This window comes from Nonomuraea helvata (assembly GCF_039535785.1).
GTDB lineage: Bacteria > Actinomycetota > Actinomycetes > Streptosporangiales > Streptosporangiaceae > Nonomuraea > Nonomuraea helvata.
Genome location: NZ_BAAAXV010000012.1, coordinates 72,094 through 91,843 on the forward strand (window position 1 = coordinate 72,094; position 19,750 = coordinate 91,843).

Genomic DNA, 19,750 nt, shown 5'->3' on the forward strand with positions numbered 1-19,750 from the left:
CGCATAGGATCAAAAACGTGCCCGGACGTCATGCGAAGGTGATAGTCGATCCGGCGGTGCCCGACGACGTCGCGGCCCTCTTACGTGACAACCGCAAGCTCCTCTTACGCATCCACGCCGGCTGGGTGCCCCCGCACAAGCGCCACCGCCCCTTTTCCGGCCCCCTCGCCGGCCTCGTCGCCAGGCTCGCGGCGACGGTGACCGCCGTGGCAGCGGCCGTCTACGGCCTGGCCCTCTTCGTCGCCGGACGCTACACGCCCTTCGTCGTGATCATGACGTGCGCGGCCCTGCTGATCGTCGGCGTCCTGCTCAGGCCCAGGCCCGACGCCGAGGTGGAGCGTACGCACGCGCTGGAGCGGGAGGTCTACGACGGCGCGCGCAGGCACGAGGGCCACTATGTGCTCCGCGAGCAGCTCGACGAGCCGGCCAGAGCCCTGATGGCCCGCGCCCAGGGGGCCATCGACCAGGTCATGTACTCCAGCGTCAACACGGAGGGCCTGCTCGACGGCGTGCGCAACGCCGTGATGCTGCCCGCCCAGGAATGGGAGATCGCCCGGCTGCTGACCAAGCTGTCGGAGCTGCGGGCCGAGCACCAGGAGGTCGTCTCCGAAGGCCTCACCCCCGAGGTCGCCGCCGTCGCCGAGCCCCTCGCCCAGGCGCTCGACAGCAGCCAGCAGGCCGTGCTGGCCCGCGTCGAGGCGCTGGAACGTTACGCGGGCCACGTCGCCGACGCCGAGCGCGCCTACCGCGCCCGCCACCAGATCGAGCGGCTCAGCGCCAAGCTGCCCCGCTACGAGGAACTCCTCGCCGAGTCGGGCGCCGACGGGTCGTCCATGCCCGAGCTGAGCAGATTGTCCGACGACGCCGACCGCCTGGAGCAGGCACTACGCGACAGCGTCAGCTCCGCGCATGAAGCTTTTCGCCACCTAAGGGGGTGACTTCCCTTAGTATCCGGATTCGTGGCTGATGTGGTGGTTGACCCAGAGGTGCCGCCGGATGACGCGCAGCTGCTCAGGGAGAGCCGCCAGGTGCTGATCAAGATGCGCCAGGGCTGGGCCCCCGAGCCGAAGCGGGCCATGTCGAGCACGCACTACCGCATGTTGGCGATGGTCTTGTCGGTGCTGTTCTTCGGGGTGCTGGCCAGTATCGGATGGGTGGGCCGGGGTCTCGGATTCATGTTCGTGCTCCTCGGCATTCCCATGATGATCGCGCTTTTCGTCCGCAACGACCGGCCGGGGGACGAGGAGGAGGAGCACGAGCGCGAGGTGTACGAGCAGCTGCGCTGGTACGAGGGCCGCTACGTGCTCGTGGACGACCTCGACGAGTCCTCCGCCCAGCTCCTCTCCCGCGCCCAGCGCGCCATCGCCGCCGTCACCGAGTCCCGGGTCAACGCCGAGGGCCTGCTCGACGACGTGCGCAACGCCGTGATGCTGCCGGCCCAGGAGTGGGAGATCGCCCGGCTGCTGGCCAAGCTCTCCGCCCTGCGCGCCAAGCACAGGGAGACCGTGTCGAAGGGGGTCACGCCCGAGGTCGAGGCCGTGGCCGAGCCCTTGGCGCGGGCGCTCGACAGCAGCGAGGAGGCCGTGCTCGCCCGCGTGGAGGCGCTGGAACGTTACGCGGCCAACGTGGCCGACGCCGAGCGGGCGTACCTGGCCCACCACCAGATCGAGGAGCTGCGGGGACGGGTGCACCAGTACGAGGAGCTGGTGGCCGAGACCGGGGCCGACGGGTTCGCCGTGCCGGAGCTGGAGCGCCTGGCGCAGGACGCCGACCGGCTCGAACAGGCGCTCCGGCGCAGCGTCCGCTCCGCCCACGAGGCCTTCCGCTCCCTCGACCCGTAGGCTCCCTCGACCCGTAGGCTCACTCGTCGTCCAGCAGGTCCAACAGGTCCAGGCCGGCTTGCTCGGGAAGCAGGATGGGCGGTTCGGATTTCAAGGGCTGTTCGGTCCAGATGCACTTGCCGGTCGCGGTGTAGCGGGTGCCCCAGCGATGGGCGATCGCGGCGACCAGTTGGAGTCCGCGCCCTCCCTCGTCGGTGTCGGCGGCGCGGCGGATGCGGGGTGTGGTGAGGCTGCCGTCGGAGACCTCGCAGGTGAGCACGTCGGTGCGGAGCAGGCGCAGGTTGATGGGCCCCCTGGCATGCCGGATGACGTTGCCGACCAGCTCGCTGACCAGCAGTTCGGTGGTCATCGACAGGTCGTCCAGGTTCCAGGCGCCGAGCTGGGCGCGGACGTGTTCACGGGCCTCGCCCGCGGCCTTGGGGTGCTCGGGCAGTGGCCAGCAGGCCATGTCGTCGCTGGCCAGCGCGTGGGTGCGGATGACCAGCAGCGCCGCGTCGTCGGTCGTCCGCTTCCTGCCGGGCAGCAGGGTGGCGGTGAGGCTGTCGCACAGGGACTCGAGGCATTCGGCGCAGTGGAGCCCTGCCCCGTCCGACACCGCGGAGTGGTCCTGGTGTCCGGCCAGAGCTCCGGATACCGTGCCGCTGAGCGCCTTGGCGAGCCGGGTCATGCCCTGGTCGATGTCCATGGTGGGGGATTCGACCAGGCCGTCGGTGTACAGCACGAGCAGGCTGCCTTCGGGCAGTTCCATCTCGATCGTGTCGAAGGGCGGGGTGGCGGCGCCGAGGGGGGAGTTCGGGTCGGCGTCGGGGAAGCGGACGCTCCCGTCGGGGTGGACGACGGCGGGCGGTGGATGGCCGGCGCGGGCCAGGACGCAGGAGCGGTTGGTGGCGTCGTAGACCAGGTACAGGCAGGTGGCGTAGAAGTCGTCGCCGAGGTCGCTGACCAGGTCGTTGAGGTGGGAGAGCAGCTCATCGGGGAACAGTTCCAGGTCGGCGAGAGTCCGGACCGCGGTGCGCAGGCGGGCCATGGTGACCGCCTCGGCGACGCCGTGGCCCATGACGTCGCCGATGACGATGGCGACCCGGTCCGCTGACAGCGGGATGACGTCGTACCAGTCGCCGCCGACCTCCATGTCCGTGCCCGCGGGAAGGTAGCGGGCCGCGGGCGTGACCGCGGGCAGACTGGGCAGCTCGCGCGGGAGCAGCCCGCGCTGCAGCTCCCTGGCCCGCGTGTGCTCCCTGTCGTACAGGCGCGCTCGCTCCATGGCCTGGGCGATCAGCCCGCTGAGCGTGGTGAGCAGGTTGCGCTCCACGCCGGTGAACGGGCGCGGATCGGTGAAGGAGACGACGCAGCTGCCCACCGGGCGTCCCGAGGCGATCAGCGGCAGGAAGGCCCATGCCTGCTTGCCTGCCACCGCCGGGATGTCGGCCGTCGCGGGGTAGCGCTCGATGTACTCCTCCGAGGAGCTGATGAAGATCGGGGTGCGCTCCCGCAGCACCCCCGTGATGGGGAACCCCCAGGAGGCCGGCATGCGGGCTATCCGATCGACGAACTCCTTGGGGTACCCGGTGAACCCGACCGGGCGCAGGTGGTCGCCGTCCAGGAAGGTGAGCATCAGCCCGGAGGCGTCGAACGAGGGCAGGATGTGATCGGCGGAGGCGTCGACGACGTCCCGCACGGAGACCGCCTCGGCCAGCGCGCCGGCCAGCCGCCTGATATGGGAGGCCCGCTCCGCGGAAGCGCTCTCGGCGTTCTGCGCCTGCGGGTCGGTGACCATCTCCAGGATGTCGTGGGAACTGGAGACGTCCCACAATGTGCCGATCATGCGTGCCGGTTCCCCGTCGTCGTCGAGCACCAACCGGCCGCGGACGCGCACCCAGACGATCGTCCCGTCAGGGCGGCACACCCGGTACTCGGTGCTGTGCATCCTCCCCGTGTAGATCGCCTCGTCCATGTCGGCCAGCACCCATGGCAGATCCTCGGGGTGGATGGTGCCCATCCAGGTGTCGATCCGGCCGTCGGAGGTGGCCGGATCGAGACCGAGCACCGTGGGCATCGCGTCGTTCCAGAGGATGTCACCGGTGCGGATGTCCCAGTCCCACGTGCCGACCGCCTGCGGGTCCTGCGGCAGGCTCGGTTCCCGCCATCCCGTGCGGGCCGGATCGGGCGGCGGCGCCGGGGGCTTGGCCAGGCGCTCTCCGGCCCACCGGCCCAGGAGGTCGAGGAAGGCCCGTCGCCCGGCCGACGGCCTGCACGAGGAGGCCGTCACGACCGACAGCGTGCCGACCGGCCCGCCGGGGCCGAACAGCGGGACGGCCGTCATCGCCGAGGTCTGTACGAACACACCGTCCCGGAAAGCGCGTGCCGGGGCGAGCGGGCCGTTCCCGTCAACGCGCTCCCACTCCTGGGTGAAGGCCCGGGGGAGCCCGCTGGTCACCGCGAGGCGCAGCCCTCCGCCGAAGCCGGGACTGCCAAGATGCACCATGCCGCCCAGCCCGGCAAGCTCGGCAACCGCCTGCTGGATCGCGAACCGCAGGAGCTCGAGCCCCCACAGCTCGTCGCCGGCCAGCGCCAGGAGCCGTTTGCGCTCCTCGGCTACCTGGTCCGCCCTTCTGATCCGCAGGCCTGGCGTACGCCGTTCGCCCATCCCCATCCCCATCCCCTGCCCTTCACCGCGTCGCCGGGGTCCCCTTCAGGGCGAGGAGCAATCTGCATGTCCAGGGTATTACCAGGCCGGTAGCAGCGGCGAACACGCTCTCGGGAGGCGGGAAGCCCTCAGACGGGGCGGGCGGTCTCCAGGAGCAGGTCGCACAGCGCGTCGGCCGCGTCCACGCGGCCCACCTTGGCCGCCGCCTGCCCCATCGTCTGGCGCAGCTCAGGATCGGCGAGCAGCGGCATCAGCTCGGACAGCAGCTGCTCGGCAGAGGGGTTCGGCTCCAGCAGGGCCCGCGCCGCCCCCGCCGAGGCCAGGTACGCGGCGTTCTTGCGCTGCTCGTCACCGCCCGCCGGGATCAACGGGACGAGCACGGAGGGCCTGCCGATGGCCGTCAGCTCCGACACCGTCCCGGCCCCGCTGCGGGAGATCACCACGTCGGCCGCGGCGAACAGGTCGGCCAGCTCCCCGCCCACATAAGGCACCGGATGGTAGCGATCGGCCAGGTCGGGAGGGAGCTCCACGGCCCGCATCTGGTCGATCCACGCCGGTCCGCACTGGTGCACGATCTGCGCGTGCGGCAGCAGCCGCGGCAGAATCTCCGCGATCAAGGTGTTGATCTGCTTGCTGCCCTGCGCGCCGCCCGTCACGTAGATCAGCGGCACCTCGAACGTCAGTCCGAACAGGTCGTACGCCGCCGCCCGGTTGCCCTGCAGCAGCTCCGGCCTGATCGGGTTGCCCGTCACCACGGCCTTCGACCGCGCGGAGGCCGGCAGGTACTCCAGCGACGACTCGTGCGACAGCGCGATCCTGGTGGCCAGCCTGGCCAGGATCCGGTTGGCCAGCCCGATCACGGTCGTCTGCTCGTGCATCACCAGAGGCCGGCGGATCAGCTTGGCCGCCACCCCGATGGGCACCGCCACGTACCCACCCGTCGACAGCACCACGTCGGGCAGGTAGCGGGCCGCGTGCCCCACGGCCTGCAGCACGCCGATCGGGATGCGGAACACGTCGGCGATGTTGGTGCCGAGCTCCTTGAGGTTGGGGCGGCGCCGCAGCTTTCCCGTCGTGATCGCCTTGAACGGGATGCCGTGCTCGGCCGTGATCCGCGCCTCCAGGCCGTTGGCCGTGCCCACCCAGAGCACGTCGTGCGGCACCTGACGTCGCTGAACGGCCGCCAGAGTGGTCAGGGCCGGATAGGTGTGACCACCGGTGCCGCCGCCGGTGATCAACAGTCGCAGGGTTCGTGACATGCGATCAGACTAGGGCCGCACAGCGGAAACCCGTGTGCCCGGTGGAGGAGTCAGGCGTGTTGGACGTGCGGGCGGCCACGCGGTAGCGGTTGCAGTAGGAGTCGTGGCACATGTACGAGCCGCCGCGGATCACCTTGGCGGTGCCCTCGGCGGGACCGGCCGGGTTGTCGGCGGACGGCTCCCACTCCGTGCCCCACCAGTCGGCCGTCCACTCCCAGACGTTGCCCGAGACGTTGTAGAGGCCGTACCCGTTGGGCTGGAACGACTTCACCGGCACCGTCCCCTTGCTCGGCGCGGCCGGGAAGGGGCCCTGCCAGATGTTGCAGCGCTGCCGCCCCTTGGGCGCCAGCTCGTCGCCCCAGGGGTAGCGCTTGCGCTCCAGGCCGCCGCGGGCCGCCATCTCCCACTCGGCCTCCGTGGGCAGCCGCTTGCCCGCCCACGTGGCGTACGCGGTGGCGTCGTTCCACGACACGTGCACGACGGGATGGTTCTGCCGGTCGCCCACCGACGACCCCGGGCCCTCCGGCGAGCGCCACGTGGCGCCCTCGACCCCCACCCACCAGGGCGCGCCCGGCACCGTGGCGTCCATCATCCCGCGCGCGGCGAACTGACGGAACACGAACGACCAGCCGATCCGCTCCGCCTCGGTGACGTACCCGGTGTCCTTGACGAACGTGGCGAACTGGGCGTTCGTCACGCACGCCGGGTCGATCATGAACGGCTCCAGCCGCACCTCGCGCACCGGCCCCTCGCCGTCCTCGGGCCGCCCGTCCGGGTCGTCGCCGCCCATGAGGAACGTTCCTCCCGGTATGCGCACCATCCCGCGCGGCGCCGCCGGCCGCGCGGCGACCCCGGCAGGCTGCCGGAACGGCTCCGCGGCGACTCCCGCGGCACCCGCTGCTCCGGCGGCTCCGGCGGCTTCGCCTCTGCTCGGGCCACAGCAAGCGCTCAAAGGTCCCCCCAACGTGTCACACCATCAAGGAAGGGTAATGCCTCGGGCCTGCCCACGATCGCGACGGGGCAAGGGGCCTGTCCGGGTGCTCAGCCGGACCGCCCGTGAGGTGGGCGGACCTGCCGCGACACGCTCGGTCACGCGGGACTCCGCTTCGCTGTCGAAGCCGCAGACCGGTAGCGTTTTCCCATGCGACTCGGCGTGCTGGACATCGGTTCGAACACCGTCCATTTACTGGTCGTCGACGCCCACAGGGGCGCCCGGCCCATTCCCGCCTACTCCCACAAGGAGGGGCTGCGCCTCACGGAATACCTGGGCGAGGACAACCGGCTGGCCGACGAGGGCATCGAGCGGCTCGCCGCGTTCGTCGAGGAGGCCGTGCACCTGGCGGAGGACAAGGGGGTGGAGGACCTGCTGGCCTTCGCCACCTCCGCCGTGCGCGAGGCGGCCAACGGCGAGGAGGTGCTCGCGCAGGTCGAGGCGCGCAGCGGCGTGCACATCGAGGTGCTGTCCGGGCGCGACGAGGCCAGGCTGACGTTCCTGGCCGTCCGGCGGTGGTTCGGGTGGTCGTCGGGGCGGCTGCTGGCCTTCGACATAGGGGGCGGCTCGCTGGAGATCGCGGCGGGGGTCGACGAGGAGCCCGACGTGGCCGTCTCGCTGCCGCTGGGCGCCGGGCGGCTGACGCGCGACTGGTTCACCGGCGATCCGCCGTCGCCGGAGGAGGTCCGCACGCTGCGCAGGCACGTACGCACCGAGATCGCCCGCACGGTCGGCGGTGTCGTCAGATACGGCGAGGCCGACCGCGCGGTGGCCACGTCCAAGACGTTCAAGCAGCTCGCCAGGATCGCCGGCGCGGCGCCCTCCAGCGAGGGCCCGTACGTCTCGCGCTCGCTGTCCCGGGAGGACATGGCCGAGTGGGTGATCAAGCTGACCACCATGGGCGCCGCCGAGCGGGCCGAGCTGTCCGGCGTGTCCGAGGGGCGGGCCGCGCAGCTCGCGGCCGGGGCGCTGGTCGCCGACGCGACCATGGACCTGTTCGAGGTGGACCGGCTGGAGGTGTGCCCGTGGGCGCTGCGGGAGGGAGTGATACTGCGCCGGCTCGACCTCCTGCCCGGGCGGCTCGACCAGCTCAGTGGCGGTACGCCAGAGTAAGACCGATATATCCAGAGAAGTTGGAATAAAGGGCTGGTCGGCGGGCACTTTTTGCCAAATGTTGGAAGTGATCGGCACGATCGGCTCCCTGATGGCCGCGCTCCTGCTCATCGTCGTGGCCGTACTCGCCATCTCGGTGCTCGCCCTCGTGGCGTTCGCCGTGCTGGCCGGCTCGATGGCGGACTGGCGCGCGCTGCGGCGGCGGCTGGGCCACCGCAAGCCGAAGCTCACGCTGAAGCTCAGCGGGAGCGCGATTCCCGACCGGCTGCGGGCGGAGCTGAGCGGGGCCGTGCCCCGGATGCGCCGCCGGCTCCCGCTCGGCGGCGCTCAGGCCTGGGCGCACCGGCGTGGCGGGGGCCCGCACCGTTCGAGGATCCACGCGCACCGCCCGGCAGAGCGGCACACGCGGCTCTGACGGGCGGGGCCGTTTCACGCGGCAACCTTGAGGCGGCCACCTTTCGGATGGCCGCCTCAAGGCTGCTTGCGGGTTGTTGGTCTCAGGTGGCCATGAGGGACTGTCCAGCCGCTCCGGGGGCGTACTTCAGGCGTTTCTCCAGGCAGACCACTGCCCCGTTCTCGCGCCTGTTGGTGAAGCGGATGTCATCGGCGAGCGCATGCATGATCTGCATCCCGCGTCCGTGCTCGGAACCGGGCTCGGGGGCGGCGATCTTGTTGGGGTCCTTGTCCGGGTCGAACCCGTTCCCGTGATCGATGACCTTGATGATGCACAGATGATCGTGGACGGTCGCGCTGACCGTGTAGTCGTCGCTCGGCGCAGCGTGCCTGATCACGTTGGAACAGGCCTCGGTGAGCATGAGCTCGATGTCATCGCGTACCTGTGGTTCGACGCCAAGTGATCGCAGCGTGCCGTCCAACATCTGCCTGGTCAAGGGGACGCTCGCCGCATCCCTGGGCAGCCGGAGCGCTATTGTGGCCTCCACCGCCGACTCCTCCTCCCACTCGGATGCGTGCAGGGATCCTCTGCCCTCCATCGGATGAGTCAATCGTCTCTTTAGACGTTTGACGTCCCAAGGGTCAGATCTCCAGCAGGCGCCTGGCCACCTCCAGGGCGGCCTTGTGGACCTCGTCCTCGGAGAGCTCGCCCTCCTTCAGCAGCCACTTGCCCGCGTGCACGGCGAACATCGCCAGCGAGCGGCTGATGCGCTCGACGGGCGTGGCGCCGGGGCCGCTCATCTCGGCCGCGAGATCCATCATCCTGTCGCGGATCTTGATGAGCGTCGGATGGTCCCGCATCGCGGTCTGGTTGCGCTCCAGGAACCTCGCCACCTCGATGTGCCGGGTCCCTCTGAGCAGGTCGGCGTAGCGTTCGACCAGCTCGCGCCGTGTCTCGGTGGTCTTCTCCCGGCCCTTGAACCATTCGAGCAACTCGTCGAGCTCCGCCAGCCGGGAGTCGACGAGACTCGCCACGATGTCGTCCTTCGTCTTGAAGTGGTAGTACAGGGCGGCCTTCGTCACCCCGAGCTCCTCGGCGATCTCCCGCAGCGACGTCGCCTCGTAGCCCTGCTCGGTGAACAGCCTGAGCGCGACCTCCTGAATCCGGCTTCGCGTGTCTTCCCGCACTTCACACCTTTTCGACTTGACGGCCGGCAAGTAAGTATCTACCTTATTCTATGCTTGCCGGGCGGCAAGTAAGCAAGTGTGCAACTCACTGGGGGTATGTGGTGGCGGAGACAGCCGGACGGCGTCGCGAGGTCATGGTCGTTCTGCCGGGGCTGATGTTAGCGATGGTCCTGGCGATGCTGGACAACATGATCGTCGGCACGGCCATGCCGCGCATCGTCGGAGAGCTCGGCGGTCTGACTCACCTGTCCTGGGTCGTCACGGCGTACGTGCTGGGCACCACCGTCTCGACGCCGATCTGGGGCAAGATCGGCGACCTGTACGGGCGCAAGAACATCTTCATCATCTCCATCGTCATCTTTCTCATCGGCTCCGCGCTCTGCGGCATGGCGGGCTCGTCGATGCTCGGCGGGCCGGACGGCGGCATGGGTGAGCTGATCGCGTTCCGCGCGATCCAGGGGCTCGGCGCGGGCGGCCTGATGGTCAACGTCATGGCGATCATCGGTGACCTGGTGCCGCCCCGCGAGCGCGGCCAGTACCAGGGCATCATGGCCGGCGTCATGTCGCTGGCGATGATCGCGGGCCCGCTGGTCGGCGGCTTCATCACCGACCACCTCGACTGGCGCTGGGCCTTCTACGTGAACCTGCCGATCGGCGCCCTCGCCCTGGCCGTCATCGTGCTGCAGCTCCACCTGCCCAAGCTGCACAGCAAGGTGCGCATCGACTGGGCGGGCGCGATCCTGCTGTCGATCAGCATCACCGCGATGGTGCTCATCACGACCTGGGGCGGCAACGAGTACGCGTGGGGCTCCTGGCAGATCCTCAGCCTGATCGCGGTCGCCGTGGTCACCCTGGTCGCCTTCATCGCGGTCGAGCGCAAGGCCGTCGAGCCGATCATGCCGCTGCAGCTCTTCGGCAACCGCAACTTCACCCTCATCTCGGCCATCGGCTTCCTGCTGGGCTTCGCGATGTTCGGCGCGATCAACTTCCTGCCGCTGTTCCAGCAGATGGTGCAGGGCTCGACGGCCACCAACTCCGGCCTGCTCATGCTGCCGATGATGGCGGCCGCGATGGTCGTGTCGCTGTTCGTCGGCAAGGCCATCACCTCGACCGGCAAGTACAAGATCTACCCGGTGCTCGGCGGCATCGGCATGGCCGTGGGCATGTGGCTGCTGTCCACGATGGACGTCACCACGACCGCCTGGCAGACCGGCGTCTACATCGCGGTGCTCGGCCTCGGCATGGGCTTCCTCATGCAGACCACGATGCTCATCGCGCAGAACAGCGTCGAGCAGAAGGACCTGGGCGTCTCCAGCAGCGCGACCACGTTCTTCCGGTCGATCGGCGGCTCGTTCGGCGTCTCGCTGTTCGGGGCGATCTTCAACAACCACTTCCTGTCCGAGCTGACCGACAGGTTCGGCGCGCAGGCGGCCGAGCGGGTGGCCAAGAGCGGCGGCCGGATGGACCCCGGGACGGTCGCGCAGATGCCGGCCCAGATGCGCACCGGGCTGCTGGAGTCGCTGGCGACCTCCATCTCCGGCGTCTTCTGGTGGGCCATCGCGTTCGCGGTCGTCGTGCCGCTGCTGGCGGCGTTCGTCAAGGAGATCCCGCTGCGCGGGGGCGCCCCCGCGGCCGCCGCGGACGAGCAGGCCGTCACCTCGGCGGCCGGCTGATCCTCTTGAGTGGGGCGCCGGCGCCCGCGGAAAACAGGAGGCGAGCGGTGGGCGTTTTGTGGACAATCGCCGCTATGCACCACACCCTCGGCCGCCCACGCGTGGACGACGCCCCGGCCATCCACGAGCTCATCGCCGCCTACGACACCGCGGTGATCGGCGCCCCCGACGTCACGCTCGACGACGTCGCCGACGAACTGGCCGAGCCGGGCTTCGACCTCGGCCAGGACGGCTGGCTGGCCCGCGACGCGGGCGGCCGCCTCACCGCCTGGGCCTGGGCACACCGCATCGGCGACGGCGACCTGGTGAACGTCCAGGTGATCGTACGTCCCGGGGCTGAGGAGGCGGACGAGCTGGCCGCCGAGCTGTGGCGGCTGGTGATCGCCCGGGCCCGCGAGCTGGGCGCTGAGCGCGGCCACGACCACGTCACCGTGGACCTCGACGTCCACCGCTCCGACGAGGCCAAGCAGACCCAGGCCAAGGAGCTCGGCTTCGAGCCCGGCACCAGCTTCCACCGCATGCGCATCGACCACTCCGGCTCGGTGGACGCGCCCGTCCCGCCTGACGGGGTGACGCTGCACACGGGGGAGAGCGAGCAGGTGCGGCGCGAGGCGCACGGGGTGCAGCAGGCGGGCTTCGCCGAGCACTTCGGGTTCGTGCCGGTCGACTACGACTCCTGGTACGCGCGCCGGCAGGCGCAGTCGGTCAACGACTGGTCCCAGCTCACGCTCGCCCGCGCCGACGGCCGCCCCGCCGGGGTGGTGATCGGCAACAACCAGTTCCTCCCGGACGAGGACTGCGGCTACGTGGCCGTCCTGGCGGTCCTGCCGGAGTTCCGGGGCAGGGGCATCGGTCGCTTCCTCCTGCGCCACGCCTTCGCCTCCGACGCCGCGCGGGGCCGGCGGGGAACCATTCTTCACGTGGACTCCAACAACACGACGCCCGCGCTGGGGTTGTACGAGTCGGCGGGCATGCATCCGGTCCTCGTCATCGACGTCTGGCGCCGCCGCCTGTAACGCCCGGACGGCCACCGTCCGCCTGATGCCCCACCCCCCAGGACGTCAGACGCGGTGACGGGACAGGTGGTCCAGGACCGACTGGTTGGCCTCCCACCCGTCCGGGAATTTGACCGGCACCCCCAGCTGCACCGGCTCCGCCGACGGGTGGGCGTCCAGGAGTTCGGCGATCCCCGCCCGGGCCACCACCACGCACGCGTGCCGGTGCCGGGACGCCAGCACGCACAGCCGCCCCGACTCCAGGTGGAAGGCCGTGGCGTCCCGGCGCCCCGAGAGCGGGTGGAGGACGACGGTCACGTCGTACTCGCGCCCCTGCAGGCGGTTGGCCGTGTCCACGGTGATCTCCGCGGGCACCCCGGCGGCCCGGATCGCGGCGACCTGGTCGCGGTGGGCGGCGCCGACGGCGATGCGGTCCGCGGTCACCGGGCGCTCGCCCTGCTCGGAGGAGGCCACGGCCCCCCGCTGCAGCAGCCGGGCCGCCAGCTGGGCCACCGCCTGCACGGCCTCCCCGTCCGTACGGACCGTGTGCCGGTTGGGCAGCTCCAGCAGCGCCCAGCCCGACCGGGCCGCCTCCTCCAGGGCACGGTCGTGCACGGTCCCCATGCCGCCGGTCATCAGCTCCAGCCGCCGATCCTCGAAACTGGTCCCCGACCGGAACCCGGTGAACGGATAGAACGCCTGCGACACCACCGGCGCGGCCGAGGCGGGCAGCCGCCACGAGACCGGCAGCCGGTGCACCGGCAGGTCCGGGTTGTGCCGCAGCAGGACCGACACCGCGCTCTGCAGCGGATCCCACGACAGCCCCGACCACCGGTCCCCGTCCACGATCGAGAACGGGTCGAGCTGCCCGGGGTCGCCCACGAACAGCGCCCGCTCGAACAGCCCCGCGATCCGCAGCAGCTTGTCCGAGCGCATCTGGTACGCCTCGTCCACGATCGCCCAGGGCCACACCCGGCCGCCGATCCAGGCCCACTTGTCGGCGGTGGCGATGACGATGTCCGGGTCGCTCAGATCCTGGATCCGGGTGCCGACCCGTACGCCGGGCAGGTCCAGCAGCCGCAGCGGCGGCACGTACCCGCCGGCCGACAGCCGTCCCACGGTCAGGTGGGGGTGCTTCTCGGAGATGCGGGTCACCAGGTCGTCGACCTGCTCGTTCGTCTGAGCGACGATCATCAGAGGCTCGCCGGTCGCCGCGATGTGCGCGGCCGCCCGTACCACCAGCGTGGACTTGCCCGCTCCCGGCGGCGAGTCGACCACCACGCCGCGGTGCCGGGGCAGGTCGGCGAGGACGTTCCTGATGACCTGCTCCGGGCTGTCGGTCACGACCACTCCTCCTGCGCGTCCTCGTCGTCGGGTACGTACTCCTGCGGCGGCCCGCCGTGCGTCCACGGCGTCGCCTCGGTGTCGGGGAGGGCGGGGGAGCCCTGGAAGTCGTCCGTCAGCGAGGTGTAGCAGACGCGCTCCCCGACCTCGGGAACGGCTCCGGGCGCCGCCGTCTTTCCCCTGCCCATGCCTTTGGTGATCTTCAGGGTGACCAGGCCCTGGTCGGCCGAGACCAGCTCGGCGCCCTGGCCGCGGCGTTGCGGGGTGCCCAGGGAGGTGCCGGGCGCGAGGCGTACCGGATCGTCGGTTTTGATCACCACCAGCGGGCGGAGCTTGCGTGAGCGGCCCTCGCCCTCGGTGTTGTCGGGGACGGTCTCGACGACCTCGCCCGCGAACGCCTCCCCGGTGAGCCGGTACTCGGCCATGACCAGGGGATCGTCGTACGCCCGCTGCACGTCGTAGGCGGCCTGGGCGCGTTCCATGCGGGCCAGCTTGGCCGCGGCGGCGACCGCGCCGTCACGCCGGGGCTGCGGCGCCGTGCCCTCGGCGATGTGCGCCGCCATGCCGCTGAACGAGCCGCGGTCCTGCTCCCACCGCTGAGCCACGCCGGCCCCCTCAGGAAGCCCGGCGAGCAGGTCGATGGCCTGCCACATGAGCCGCCACGTGGGCTCCAGCTGCGTACGCAGCGCCTCGGTGATCCGCTCGGCGGCCCCGCTCTCGATCGCCGGCGCCAGCACCTCCGCGTCGAACCCCGGATCCGTCGCGGGCCCCGCGGGCGGCCAGATCAGCGGGTCCTCGGCCTCGTCGCTCGGCCCCGTGGTGATCCAGGCGAGCAGCGCGGCCAGATTGGCGTCCTCCAGGGAGCTCTGCCCGCTCGCCCAGTGCCGCGCCAGCTCCTCGGTCGCCGCCGTCATCAGCGACGAGCCCGGGTAGGCCGCCCGCTCCCCGAAATAGGTCAGCCACCGCCCCAGCAGCGGCACCCCCTCGGGCACCGGATAGGGCCCGTCGGTGCTGCGGAACCGCGTCGAGCGGCCGAGCAGCCTGGCGAAGGCGACGCCGCCCGGGTTCGGGACGACGATCTGCGGCGCGTCCAGCACCCGCTCGTAGGGGTCGGCGTTCTTGCGCTCCACCGTCTCGGTGTCGGCGATGAAGCTCTCGATGTACGGCAGCAGCACCCCGGCCAGGTCGGCGGCCCAGGCGAAGCGCAGGTCGCGGTTGCGCGGCTGGGTCACCACGAGCAGCTGCGGCCGTTCCCTGTCGGTGCCGAGCATGGCGGCCAGGGGAGCGGCGGCCTCACCGGACAGCTTGAGCGGGATGAACACCATCGGCCGGTCCGACAGATGGCAGTGCCTGACGGTCGCGACGGGCTGCGCGATGCCCTCGTCCAGGGCCCGCAGCCGCGCGAGCGAGGTCAGCAGACTCACGTGAGGCACTCCCTGCGCAGGCGTTCGGCGTTGCGGAGCAGCCGGGCGATCTCCTCCTGCCCCGCCGCGGGGTCGCGGGCGCCGTCGGCCAGCCCGAGCGCCTCCGCCACCGAGGCCACCCCGCCGAGCTCGTCGCGCACCTGCCGGCCGAGCAGGTCGGACGCGCCCTCCTGGCGGGCCTCGTCCCGGCAGAAGAAGCACATGTCGCACGTGGACAGGCAGTCGGGCGCGTAGCGGGCGGTCGTCCTGCGCAGCGCGTCGGCCAGCTCGGCCACGGGCCTGGTGGGCCGGCCGTCCTCGCCGGGCCGCAGGTCGAACGTGAGATCGTCGGGCAGCCCTTCGAGCAGCCGGTCGAGCGTCGTCATCCGGGTCAGCTGGCGGCGCAGCACGGCGAGCTGCTTGCGCACGTCGACCAGGGTCGCGACGGGCCGGTTGGCGAAGTTCTCGGGGCAGACCAGCACCACGTCGTGGGAGACCTTCAGCGGGTCGTGGCCGAGCTCCTCGAGGAGCGTGCGCAGCGCCAGCACGTACACCGCCGCCTGCCGCGCCGCCGCCGCCACCGCGGAGGGATCGGCCTGCCCGTCGATCACCGAGAATGACTTGATCTCCACGATGTGGAAGCGGCCGCCGAGCTGGAAGGCCACCACGTCGGGCTCCAGGTAGGCGGTGTGGCCGGCGATCTCCAGGCTGAGCAGCGGATGGTCGTACAGCGTGCCCGCGTCCTGGCTCTCGCGCGCCGCCCGGTCGATCAGGGTGCGGGTGTGGGCGTGGCGCAGGTGGGCGCCGACGTTCTCGACGTCGTGGTAGGCGACCTCGGCGACCGGCAGGTCCAGCAGCTCGCGCAGCATGCGCAGCAGCTCCGCGCACCCGTCGGCCTTGACCAGCCCCTCGAACACGTTGCCGCGCGTGATCGCGAACGGCGACTGCCCGAACGGCGCGGGAAAGCCCAGATGCCGGGCCGCGGCGTCCTTGTCGATGCCGGCGCCGTCGAGGAGGGCGCGGCGGGTGCAGCCGGGGTTGGCGGCCAGGGCCGCGATGGCGCGGGCGTCGTGCGGGCGCGGCGGCGTCGTGCCCCGCAACGCGTCGAGCCGCTGTATGGGGTCGCCTTCGCGCTTCAAGCCGCTCACTCCGCCTTCTCCTTCTTGATCGTGCTCAGCGTAGCGGCGCCGAACAGGCGAGCCACGTCACCGAGCTGCGCCGCGGCGCGTTGGGCCAGCTCGGCGCGATCCCGCGTGTCGCGGTCGCCGTGCACGCGCAGCTCGGCGCGGGCCGCCTCGATGACCCGGCCGGGGTCGGGCGGCCCGAGCGTGCCGTCGGTGGCGCCGGGGATGTTCCTGGCCATCCGGACGAGTAACCGGTCGGCCCGCCCGTCGACGGACTCGTGCGAGGCCACCGCGATGGCGCAGGTCAGGAAGTCGACGCGCGGGCTGAGCGGGCCGACTACGCGCCGCTCCAGCGGCCAGGTGCTGAGCGTGAGCAGCCCGCGGGCGGGGGAGAGGCGGTCGGTGAGCGCGGCGCACAGATAGTACGGCCGCCCGTGCGGCGAGGACCTGAACGAGCGCTCCTCGTCCCTGCGCAGGCTGGTGAGCTGGGCGCTGCGGATCGTGCCGCCGAAGAACGCGTCGCTGACGGCCACGATGAGCCGCGGCTGGGCGCTCGCGCCGAGCAGCCGCAGCCCCTGGTGCACCTGCTCGCGCACGGTGACCAGGCGCGGCGGCGCGGGCTTGGCCTGGGGCTGCTCGCCGCTCACGAGGGCGTCCCATTCCCGCTCGGCGGTACGGAGCTCGGCGCGCAGCGCGCGGGCGGTGCCGCCGTCCTTGACTCGCATCGCCTTGCGCACCCCCGCCCGCAGCTCGTCGATCCGCCGCTCGAGATCGTCCAGCCGGTCACTCATGGTGGCGAGCGTATCAACAGTCCCAGTATTTTCCAGTAATTTCGCGATATAGCAGCCAATATGTGATCTACAGTGTAAAGGCGGGCGCCGACGATTCGCGACCACCGTGCGTAACCAAGGCGTCAGACGGGGACGAAAGGCCATGTGACTCGTGAGACTCGTCATATGGTGGGAGGCGTCGCGGGCGTGGTCGCCCTCGTGCCCGTTTACTACCTGACCGAGGCGGCCGCCCGGGCGCTGCGGACAGGCAACGCCACGTTCGGCCCGTCCCCGGCGGCGCTGGCCTACCTGGCGGCAGTGGCCGTCATCGTCACCCTCCTGACCGCCTGGCCCGCGGCCGCCCTCGGCTGCGGCATCCCGCTGGTCGCCGCGGGCGCCGTGTTCGCGCTCGACCTCCCCGCCGCGCTCGGCGTGGCGGGGAGCCTGCCGTGGGCGGCGGCGGGCGGTCTGCCGTGGTCGCCGCCTGACGCCGCGCCGTGGGCCGAACTGGCCGAGCCGCCCGGCACCATGGCGGGCATGACCGGCCTGTACACGCTCATCGGCGCGCTGCTGGTGCTCTCGGCACTGCTCCCCGGCCGGCTGCGGTCCCTCTTCGGTAGGTGACCGCCCCGACTGGGTGCGCCCCGGGCGGGTGAGGCGCGAGATCGGCGGCGGCCTATCCTGGGCGGGTGAGTGGACGGGACCCGGACCGGCGCAGGGTGCTGCTCGACGCCGCCGACCGGGTCATCCTGACCCAGGGCCCCGAGGTCTCGATGGCGGCCATCGCCGCCGAGGCTGGCATCACCAAGCCCATCCTCTACCGCCACTTCGGCGACAAGAGCGGCCTCTACCAGGCGCTGGCGGACCGCCACGTCCGCACCGTGATCGCCCAGCTGCGCCCCGAGCTCGCCGCCCCCGGGGCGGACCTGCGCAGCAGGGCGCGGCGCACCATCGGCGTCTACCTCGACCTGATCTCGGCCAACCGCAACCTCTACCGGTTCCTGTTCCACCGGGCCAGCTCCGAGGACTCCAGGATCCGCTCACACATGACGGCCCTGGTCAGGGGCTTGGGGGAGGAGCTCGGCGGCCTGCTCGTCGCCGAGCGCGTGGTGACGGAGCCGACGAAGGCGCAGGTGATCGGGCACGCGTTCGTCGGTATGGTGCAGACGACCTGCGACTGGTGGCTGGAGCACCCCGAGGTGGACCGCGCGGAGGTGGTGGAGGGCCTGGTGGACGTGGTCGCCGCCGCTCTCGGCCCCCGGAGCGCCGCCGCCCTCGGCTCACGGGGCGCCGCCGTCAGTCCCCGAAGCGGGACAGCTTCCCACGCCGCCGGGCGTACCTGAGCGCCCACGCGAACAGCCCGAGCGTGCCCGCCAGGTAGACCACGTTGAGCGCGCCCGCCCAGACCAGCCGGTCCCACGGCACCGCGCCGCCCGCCATGACCGTGCGCATGCCCTCGAAGACGTGCGAGGCCGGCAGCAGCCAGGCCGCCGCCTTCAGCGGCGCGGGCAGGACCGAGATCGGGTAGAAGATCCCGGCCAAAGGCTGCACCACGAACACCAGCGACCAGGCGATCACCTGCGCGTTCTCGCCGAAGCGGAGCACCGCCGCGATGCCGACCAGGCCGAGGGACCAGCCGAGTACGAGCAGCACCCCCATGAACGGCACCAGCCCCACGCCCAGGCTCGTCACCCCGAACCCGTACAGCACGAAGGCGAGCCCGGCCATCACCGCGACCGCGAAGACCACCTTGCCCAGCGAGAACAGCACGAGCCCGATCAGGTATTCGGCACTGGACAGCGGGCTGACCTGCACGTTGAGCAGGTTGCGCGACCAGATGTCCTCCAGGAACGCGATCGAGATCTCGTTGCTGGCCTTCTGCAGCACCTGCCAGAGCAGCACCGCGCCGAGCAGGAACGCCACCACGAACGGCACCCGCTGCGCCTGCAGGAACAGCGTGACGAACCCCCACAGCACCAGCTCGACGGTCGGCCAGAACAGGATCTCGAACATCCTGACCGGGCTGCGCCGCAGCGCCGCGAAGTCGCGCCGGACGACGCCGAGGATCCGCGTGCGCCGCGCGGCCAGGCTCACGGGAGGCAGAGTCAGGGACGTCATCCGCGTGCCACCTTCAGGAACACCTCTTCCAGGTCCTCGGCCCCGTAGTGGCCGGCCAGCTCCTTGGCGCTGCCAGCCGCCACGACGACGCCGTCCGAGACGAAGTGGATGCGGTCGCACATGCGCTCGACCTCGCGCATGTTGTGCGAGGTGATGAGCATGGCGCTGCCGTTCTCCCTGGCCAGGCGGGACAGCAGGCCGCGGATGCGGTCGCCGGCGTCGGGGTCGAGGTTGGCCGTGGGCTCGTCGAGCACCAGCAGTCTGGGCGCGTTGACCAGCGCCTTGGCGAGCTGCACACGGGTGCGCTGGCCCGACGACAGGGCCATCAGCTGCCGCTTGCGCAGCGGGCCCAGCTCGAACAGCTCGATCAGCTCCTCGACCCGGCGGCGCGGATGGCGTACGGCGTAGAGCCTGGCGAACGCGTCGAGCACCTCGTGCACCAGCAGTACCCCGGGCAGGTCCACGTAGCTGGCGGCGAAGTTGACCTGGCTGAGCGCCTCGGTGCGGTGCCTGGCCAGGTCGAGGCCGAAGAGCCTGATGCTGCCCGCGTCAGGGGTGATCAGGCCGAGCAGCATGTGGAGGGTGGTCGACTTGCCGGCGCCGTTGGGGCCGAGCAGGCCGACGACCTCGCCGTCGCCCACGGAGAGGCTGAGGTCGCGCACGGCGGTGACCCCTCCGAACCGCTTGACCAGATGGGACGCTTCGAGGATGGCCACCGTTCAAGCGTGCGTTCCCCCGGGCTGCCGGGGCAACGGGTTTTCCCGCAGCATCCGCAGCAGGTCCACTCGTTCTCGCACACGCGCCGCCCGATCCCGGCCGGCTCCACCGACCGCGCGCCGCCGCGCAGGTGCCGCATGGTCTGCATGACGCAGATGACGCCCGGCCGGTCGG

At 71.4% G+C, this 19,750-nt stretch carries 19 protein-coding genes; 8 read left to right on the top strand and 11 right to left on the bottom strand.

From position 1 onward, the window contains the following. Positions 1-17 precede the first annotated feature (17 nt). Together ABD830_RS50400 and ABD830_RS50405 are read left to right on the top strand one after the other, a co-directional pair. Positions 18-938, top strand: coding sequence for a hypothetical protein (locus tag ABD830_RS50400; RefSeq protein ID WP_345002742.1), 921 nt, complete (start codon positions 18-20; stop codon positions 936-938). 21 nt (positions 939-959) lie between these two features. Next, on the top strand, positions 960-1,841 hold the full coding sequence (locus ABD830_RS50405) for a hypothetical protein (RefSeq protein WP_345002743.1): 882 nt from the start codon (positions 960-962) through the stop codon (positions 1,839-1,841). A 19-nt stretch (positions 1,842-1,860) separates the two neighbouring features. Here the strand turns inward: ABD830_RS50405 and ABD830_RS50410 are convergent, their stop codons facing one another. From ABD830_RS50410 to ABD830_RS50420, 3 genes are all read right to left on the bottom strand, one after another. Beyond that, entirely contained in the window at positions 1,861-4,488 is a 2,628-nt protein-coding gene (locus ABD830_RS50410) for a SpoIIE family protein phosphatase (RefSeq protein WP_345002744.1), read from the bottom strand. Positions 4,489-4,616: 128 nt separating this feature from the next. Then, entirely contained in the window at positions 4,617-5,747 is a 1,131-nt protein-coding gene (locus tag ABD830_RS50415) for a UDP-N-acetylglucosamine--N-acetylmuramyl-(pentapeptide) pyrophosphoryl-undecaprenol N-acetylglucosamine transferase (protein WP_345002745.1), read from the bottom strand. Between the two features lie 4 nt (positions 5,748-5,751). Continuing rightward, a complete protein-coding gene (locus tag ABD830_RS50420; protein ID WP_378521074.1) occupies positions 5,752-6,567 on the bottom strand; it encodes a formylglycine-generating enzyme family protein in 816 nt (271 codons plus the stop codon). A gap of 321 nt (positions 6,568-6,888) precedes the next feature. Between ABD830_RS50420 and ABD830_RS50425 the strand changes: the two genes are divergently transcribed. Both ABD830_RS50425 and ABD830_RS50430 read left to right on the top strand, forming a co-directional pair. Next, positions 6,889-7,851 carry a Ppx/GppA family phosphatase gene (locus ABD830_RS50425; RefSeq protein ID WP_345002747.1) on the top strand — a complete coding sequence of 321 codons (963 nt, stop codon included), beginning with the start codon at positions 6,889-6,891 and terminating at the stop codon, positions 7,849-7,851. Positions 7,852-7,909: 58 nt separating this feature from the next. Continuing rightward, positions 7,910-8,266, top strand: coding sequence for a hypothetical protein (locus ABD830_RS50430; protein ID WP_345002748.1), 357 nt, complete (start codon positions 7,910-7,912; stop codon positions 8,264-8,266). An 82-nt stretch (positions 8,267-8,348) separates the two neighbouring features. Here ABD830_RS50430 and ABD830_RS50435 read toward each other — a convergent pair whose 3' ends face one another. Beyond that, on the bottom strand, positions 8,349-8,843 hold the full coding sequence (locus tag ABD830_RS50435; RefSeq protein ID WP_345002749.1) for an ATP-binding protein: 495 nt from the start codon (positions 8,841-8,843) through the stop codon (positions 8,349-8,351). 43 nt (positions 8,844-8,886) lie between these two features. Next, complete coding sequence (locus ABD830_RS50440) at positions 8,887-9,432, bottom strand: TetR/AcrR family transcriptional regulator (protein ID WP_345002750.1); 546 nt, start codon at positions 9,430-9,432, stop codon at positions 8,887-8,889. Between the two features lie 134 nt (positions 9,433-9,566). Between ABD830_RS50440 and ABD830_RS50445 the strand changes: the two genes are divergently transcribed. Both ABD830_RS50445 and ABD830_RS50450 read left to right on the top strand, forming a co-directional pair. Continuing rightward, on the top strand, positions 9,567-11,105 hold the full coding sequence (locus ABD830_RS50445; protein ID WP_345003456.1) for an MDR family MFS transporter: 1,539 nt from the start codon (positions 9,567-9,569) through the stop codon (positions 11,103-11,105). A gap of 74 nt (positions 11,106-11,179) precedes the next feature. Continuing rightward, complete coding sequence (locus ABD830_RS50450) at positions 11,180-12,121, top strand: GNAT family N-acetyltransferase (RefSeq protein ID WP_345002751.1); 942 nt, start codon at positions 11,180-11,182, stop codon at positions 12,119-12,121. 45 nt (positions 12,122-12,166) lie between these two features. Here ABD830_RS50450 and ABD830_RS50455 read toward each other — a convergent pair whose 3' ends face one another. Genes ABD830_RS50455 through ABD830_RS50470 form a run of 4 tightly spaced genes read right to left on the bottom strand, consistent with a single transcriptional unit; the run spans position 12,167 to position 16,762 of the window. After that, positions 12,167-13,444 (bottom strand): AAA family ATPase, encoded by a 1,278-nt coding sequence (locus ABD830_RS50455; protein WP_345002752.1) that lies wholly within the window; start codon positions 13,442-13,444, stop codon positions 12,167-12,169. Continuing rightward, entirely contained in the window at positions 13,441-14,868 is a 1,428-nt protein-coding gene (locus ABD830_RS50460) for a hypothetical protein (protein WP_345002753.1), read from the bottom strand. Before ABD830_RS50460 ends, ABD830_RS50455 begins: the two co-directional genes overlap by 4 nt. Then, positions 14,865-15,995: a hypothetical protein gene (locus tag ABD830_RS50465; protein WP_345002754.1), complete on the bottom strand. Its 1,131-nt coding sequence runs from the start codon at positions 15,993-15,995 to the stop codon at positions 14,865-14,867. The genes ABD830_RS50460 and ABD830_RS50465 overlap by 4 nt, the downstream gene beginning before the upstream one ends. Next, entirely contained in the window at positions 15,992-16,762 is a 771-nt protein-coding gene (locus ABD830_RS50470) for a hypothetical protein (protein WP_345002755.1), read from the bottom strand. Before ABD830_RS50470 ends, ABD830_RS50465 begins: the two co-directional genes overlap by 4 nt. Positions 16,763-16,927: 165 nt before the next feature. Between ABD830_RS50470 and ABD830_RS50475 the strand changes: the two genes are divergently transcribed. Both ABD830_RS50475 and ABD830_RS50480 read left to right on the top strand, forming a co-directional pair. Then, positions 16,928-17,365: a hypothetical protein gene (locus ABD830_RS50475; RefSeq protein WP_345002756.1), complete on the top strand. Its 438-nt coding sequence runs from the start codon at positions 16,928-16,930 to the stop codon at positions 17,363-17,365. A gap of 65 nt (positions 17,366-17,430) precedes the next feature. Further along, on the top strand, positions 17,431-18,084 hold the full coding sequence (locus ABD830_RS50480; RefSeq protein ID WP_345002757.1) for a TetR/AcrR family transcriptional regulator: 654 nt from the start codon (positions 17,431-17,433) through the stop codon (positions 18,082-18,084). Here ABD830_RS50480 and ABD830_RS50485 read toward each other — a convergent pair. Together ABD830_RS50485 and ABD830_RS50490 are read right to left on the bottom strand one after the other, a co-directional pair. Beyond that, positions 18,038-18,859, bottom strand: a complete 822-nt coding sequence (locus ABD830_RS50485) for an ABC transporter permease (RefSeq protein WP_345002758.1) — start codon at positions 18,857-18,859, stop codon at positions 18,038-18,040. The two genes, ABD830_RS50480 and ABD830_RS50485, sit on opposite strands and share 47 nt — an antisense overlap. Further along, positions 18,856-19,575 (bottom strand): ABC transporter ATP-binding protein, encoded by a 720-nt coding sequence (locus ABD830_RS50490; protein WP_345002759.1) that lies wholly within the window; start codon positions 19,573-19,575, stop codon positions 18,856-18,858. Before ABD830_RS50490 ends, ABD830_RS50485 begins: the two co-directional genes overlap by 4 nt. Positions 19,576-19,750 lie beyond the last annotated feature (175 nt).

Bases quoted from the DNA above. Each gene is read 5' to 3' on its own strand.
- ABD830_RS50485 (WP_345002758.1), bottom strand. From the start codon at position 18,859: ATGACGTCCCTGACTCTGCCTCCCGTGAGCCTGGCCGCGCGGCGCACG.
- ABD830_RS50420 (WP_378521074.1), bottom strand. From the start codon at position 6,567: ATGGTGCGCATACCGGGAGGAACGTTCCTCATGGGCGGCGACGACCCG.
- ABD830_RS50410 (WP_345002744.1), bottom strand. From the start codon at position 4,488: ATGGGCGAACGGCGTACGCCAGGCCTGCGGATCAGAAGGGCGGACCAG.
- ABD830_RS50445 (WP_345003456.1), top strand. From the start codon at position 9,567: ATGGTCGTTCTGCCGGGGCTGATGTTAGCGATGGTCCTGGCGATGCTG.
- ABD830_RS50425 (WP_345002747.1), top strand. From the start codon at position 6,889: ATGCGACTCGGCGTGCTGGACATCGGTTCGAACACCGTCCATTTACTG.
- ABD830_RS50450 (WP_345002751.1), top strand. From the start codon at position 11,180: ATGCACCACACCCTCGGCCGCCCACGCGTGGACGACGCCCCGGCCATC.
- ABD830_RS50435 (WP_345002749.1), bottom strand. From the start codon at position 8,843: ATGGAGGGCAGAGGATCCCTGCACGCATCCGAGTGGGAGGAGGAGTCG.
- ABD830_RS50475 (WP_345002756.1), top strand. From the start codon at position 16,928: ATGGTGGGAGGCGTCGCGGGCGTGGTCGCCCTCGTGCCCGTTTACTAC.
- ABD830_RS50470 (WP_345002755.1), bottom strand. From the start codon at position 16,762: ATGAGTGACCGGCTGGACGATCTCGAGCGGCGGATCGACGAGCTGCGG.
- ABD830_RS50430 (WP_345002748.1), top strand. From the start codon at position 7,910: ATGTTGGAAGTGATCGGCACGATCGGCTCCCTGATGGCCGCGCTCCTG.
- ABD830_RS50415 (WP_345002745.1), bottom strand. From the start codon at position 5,747: ATGTCACGAACCCTGCGACTGTTGATCACCGGCGGCGGCACCGGTGGT.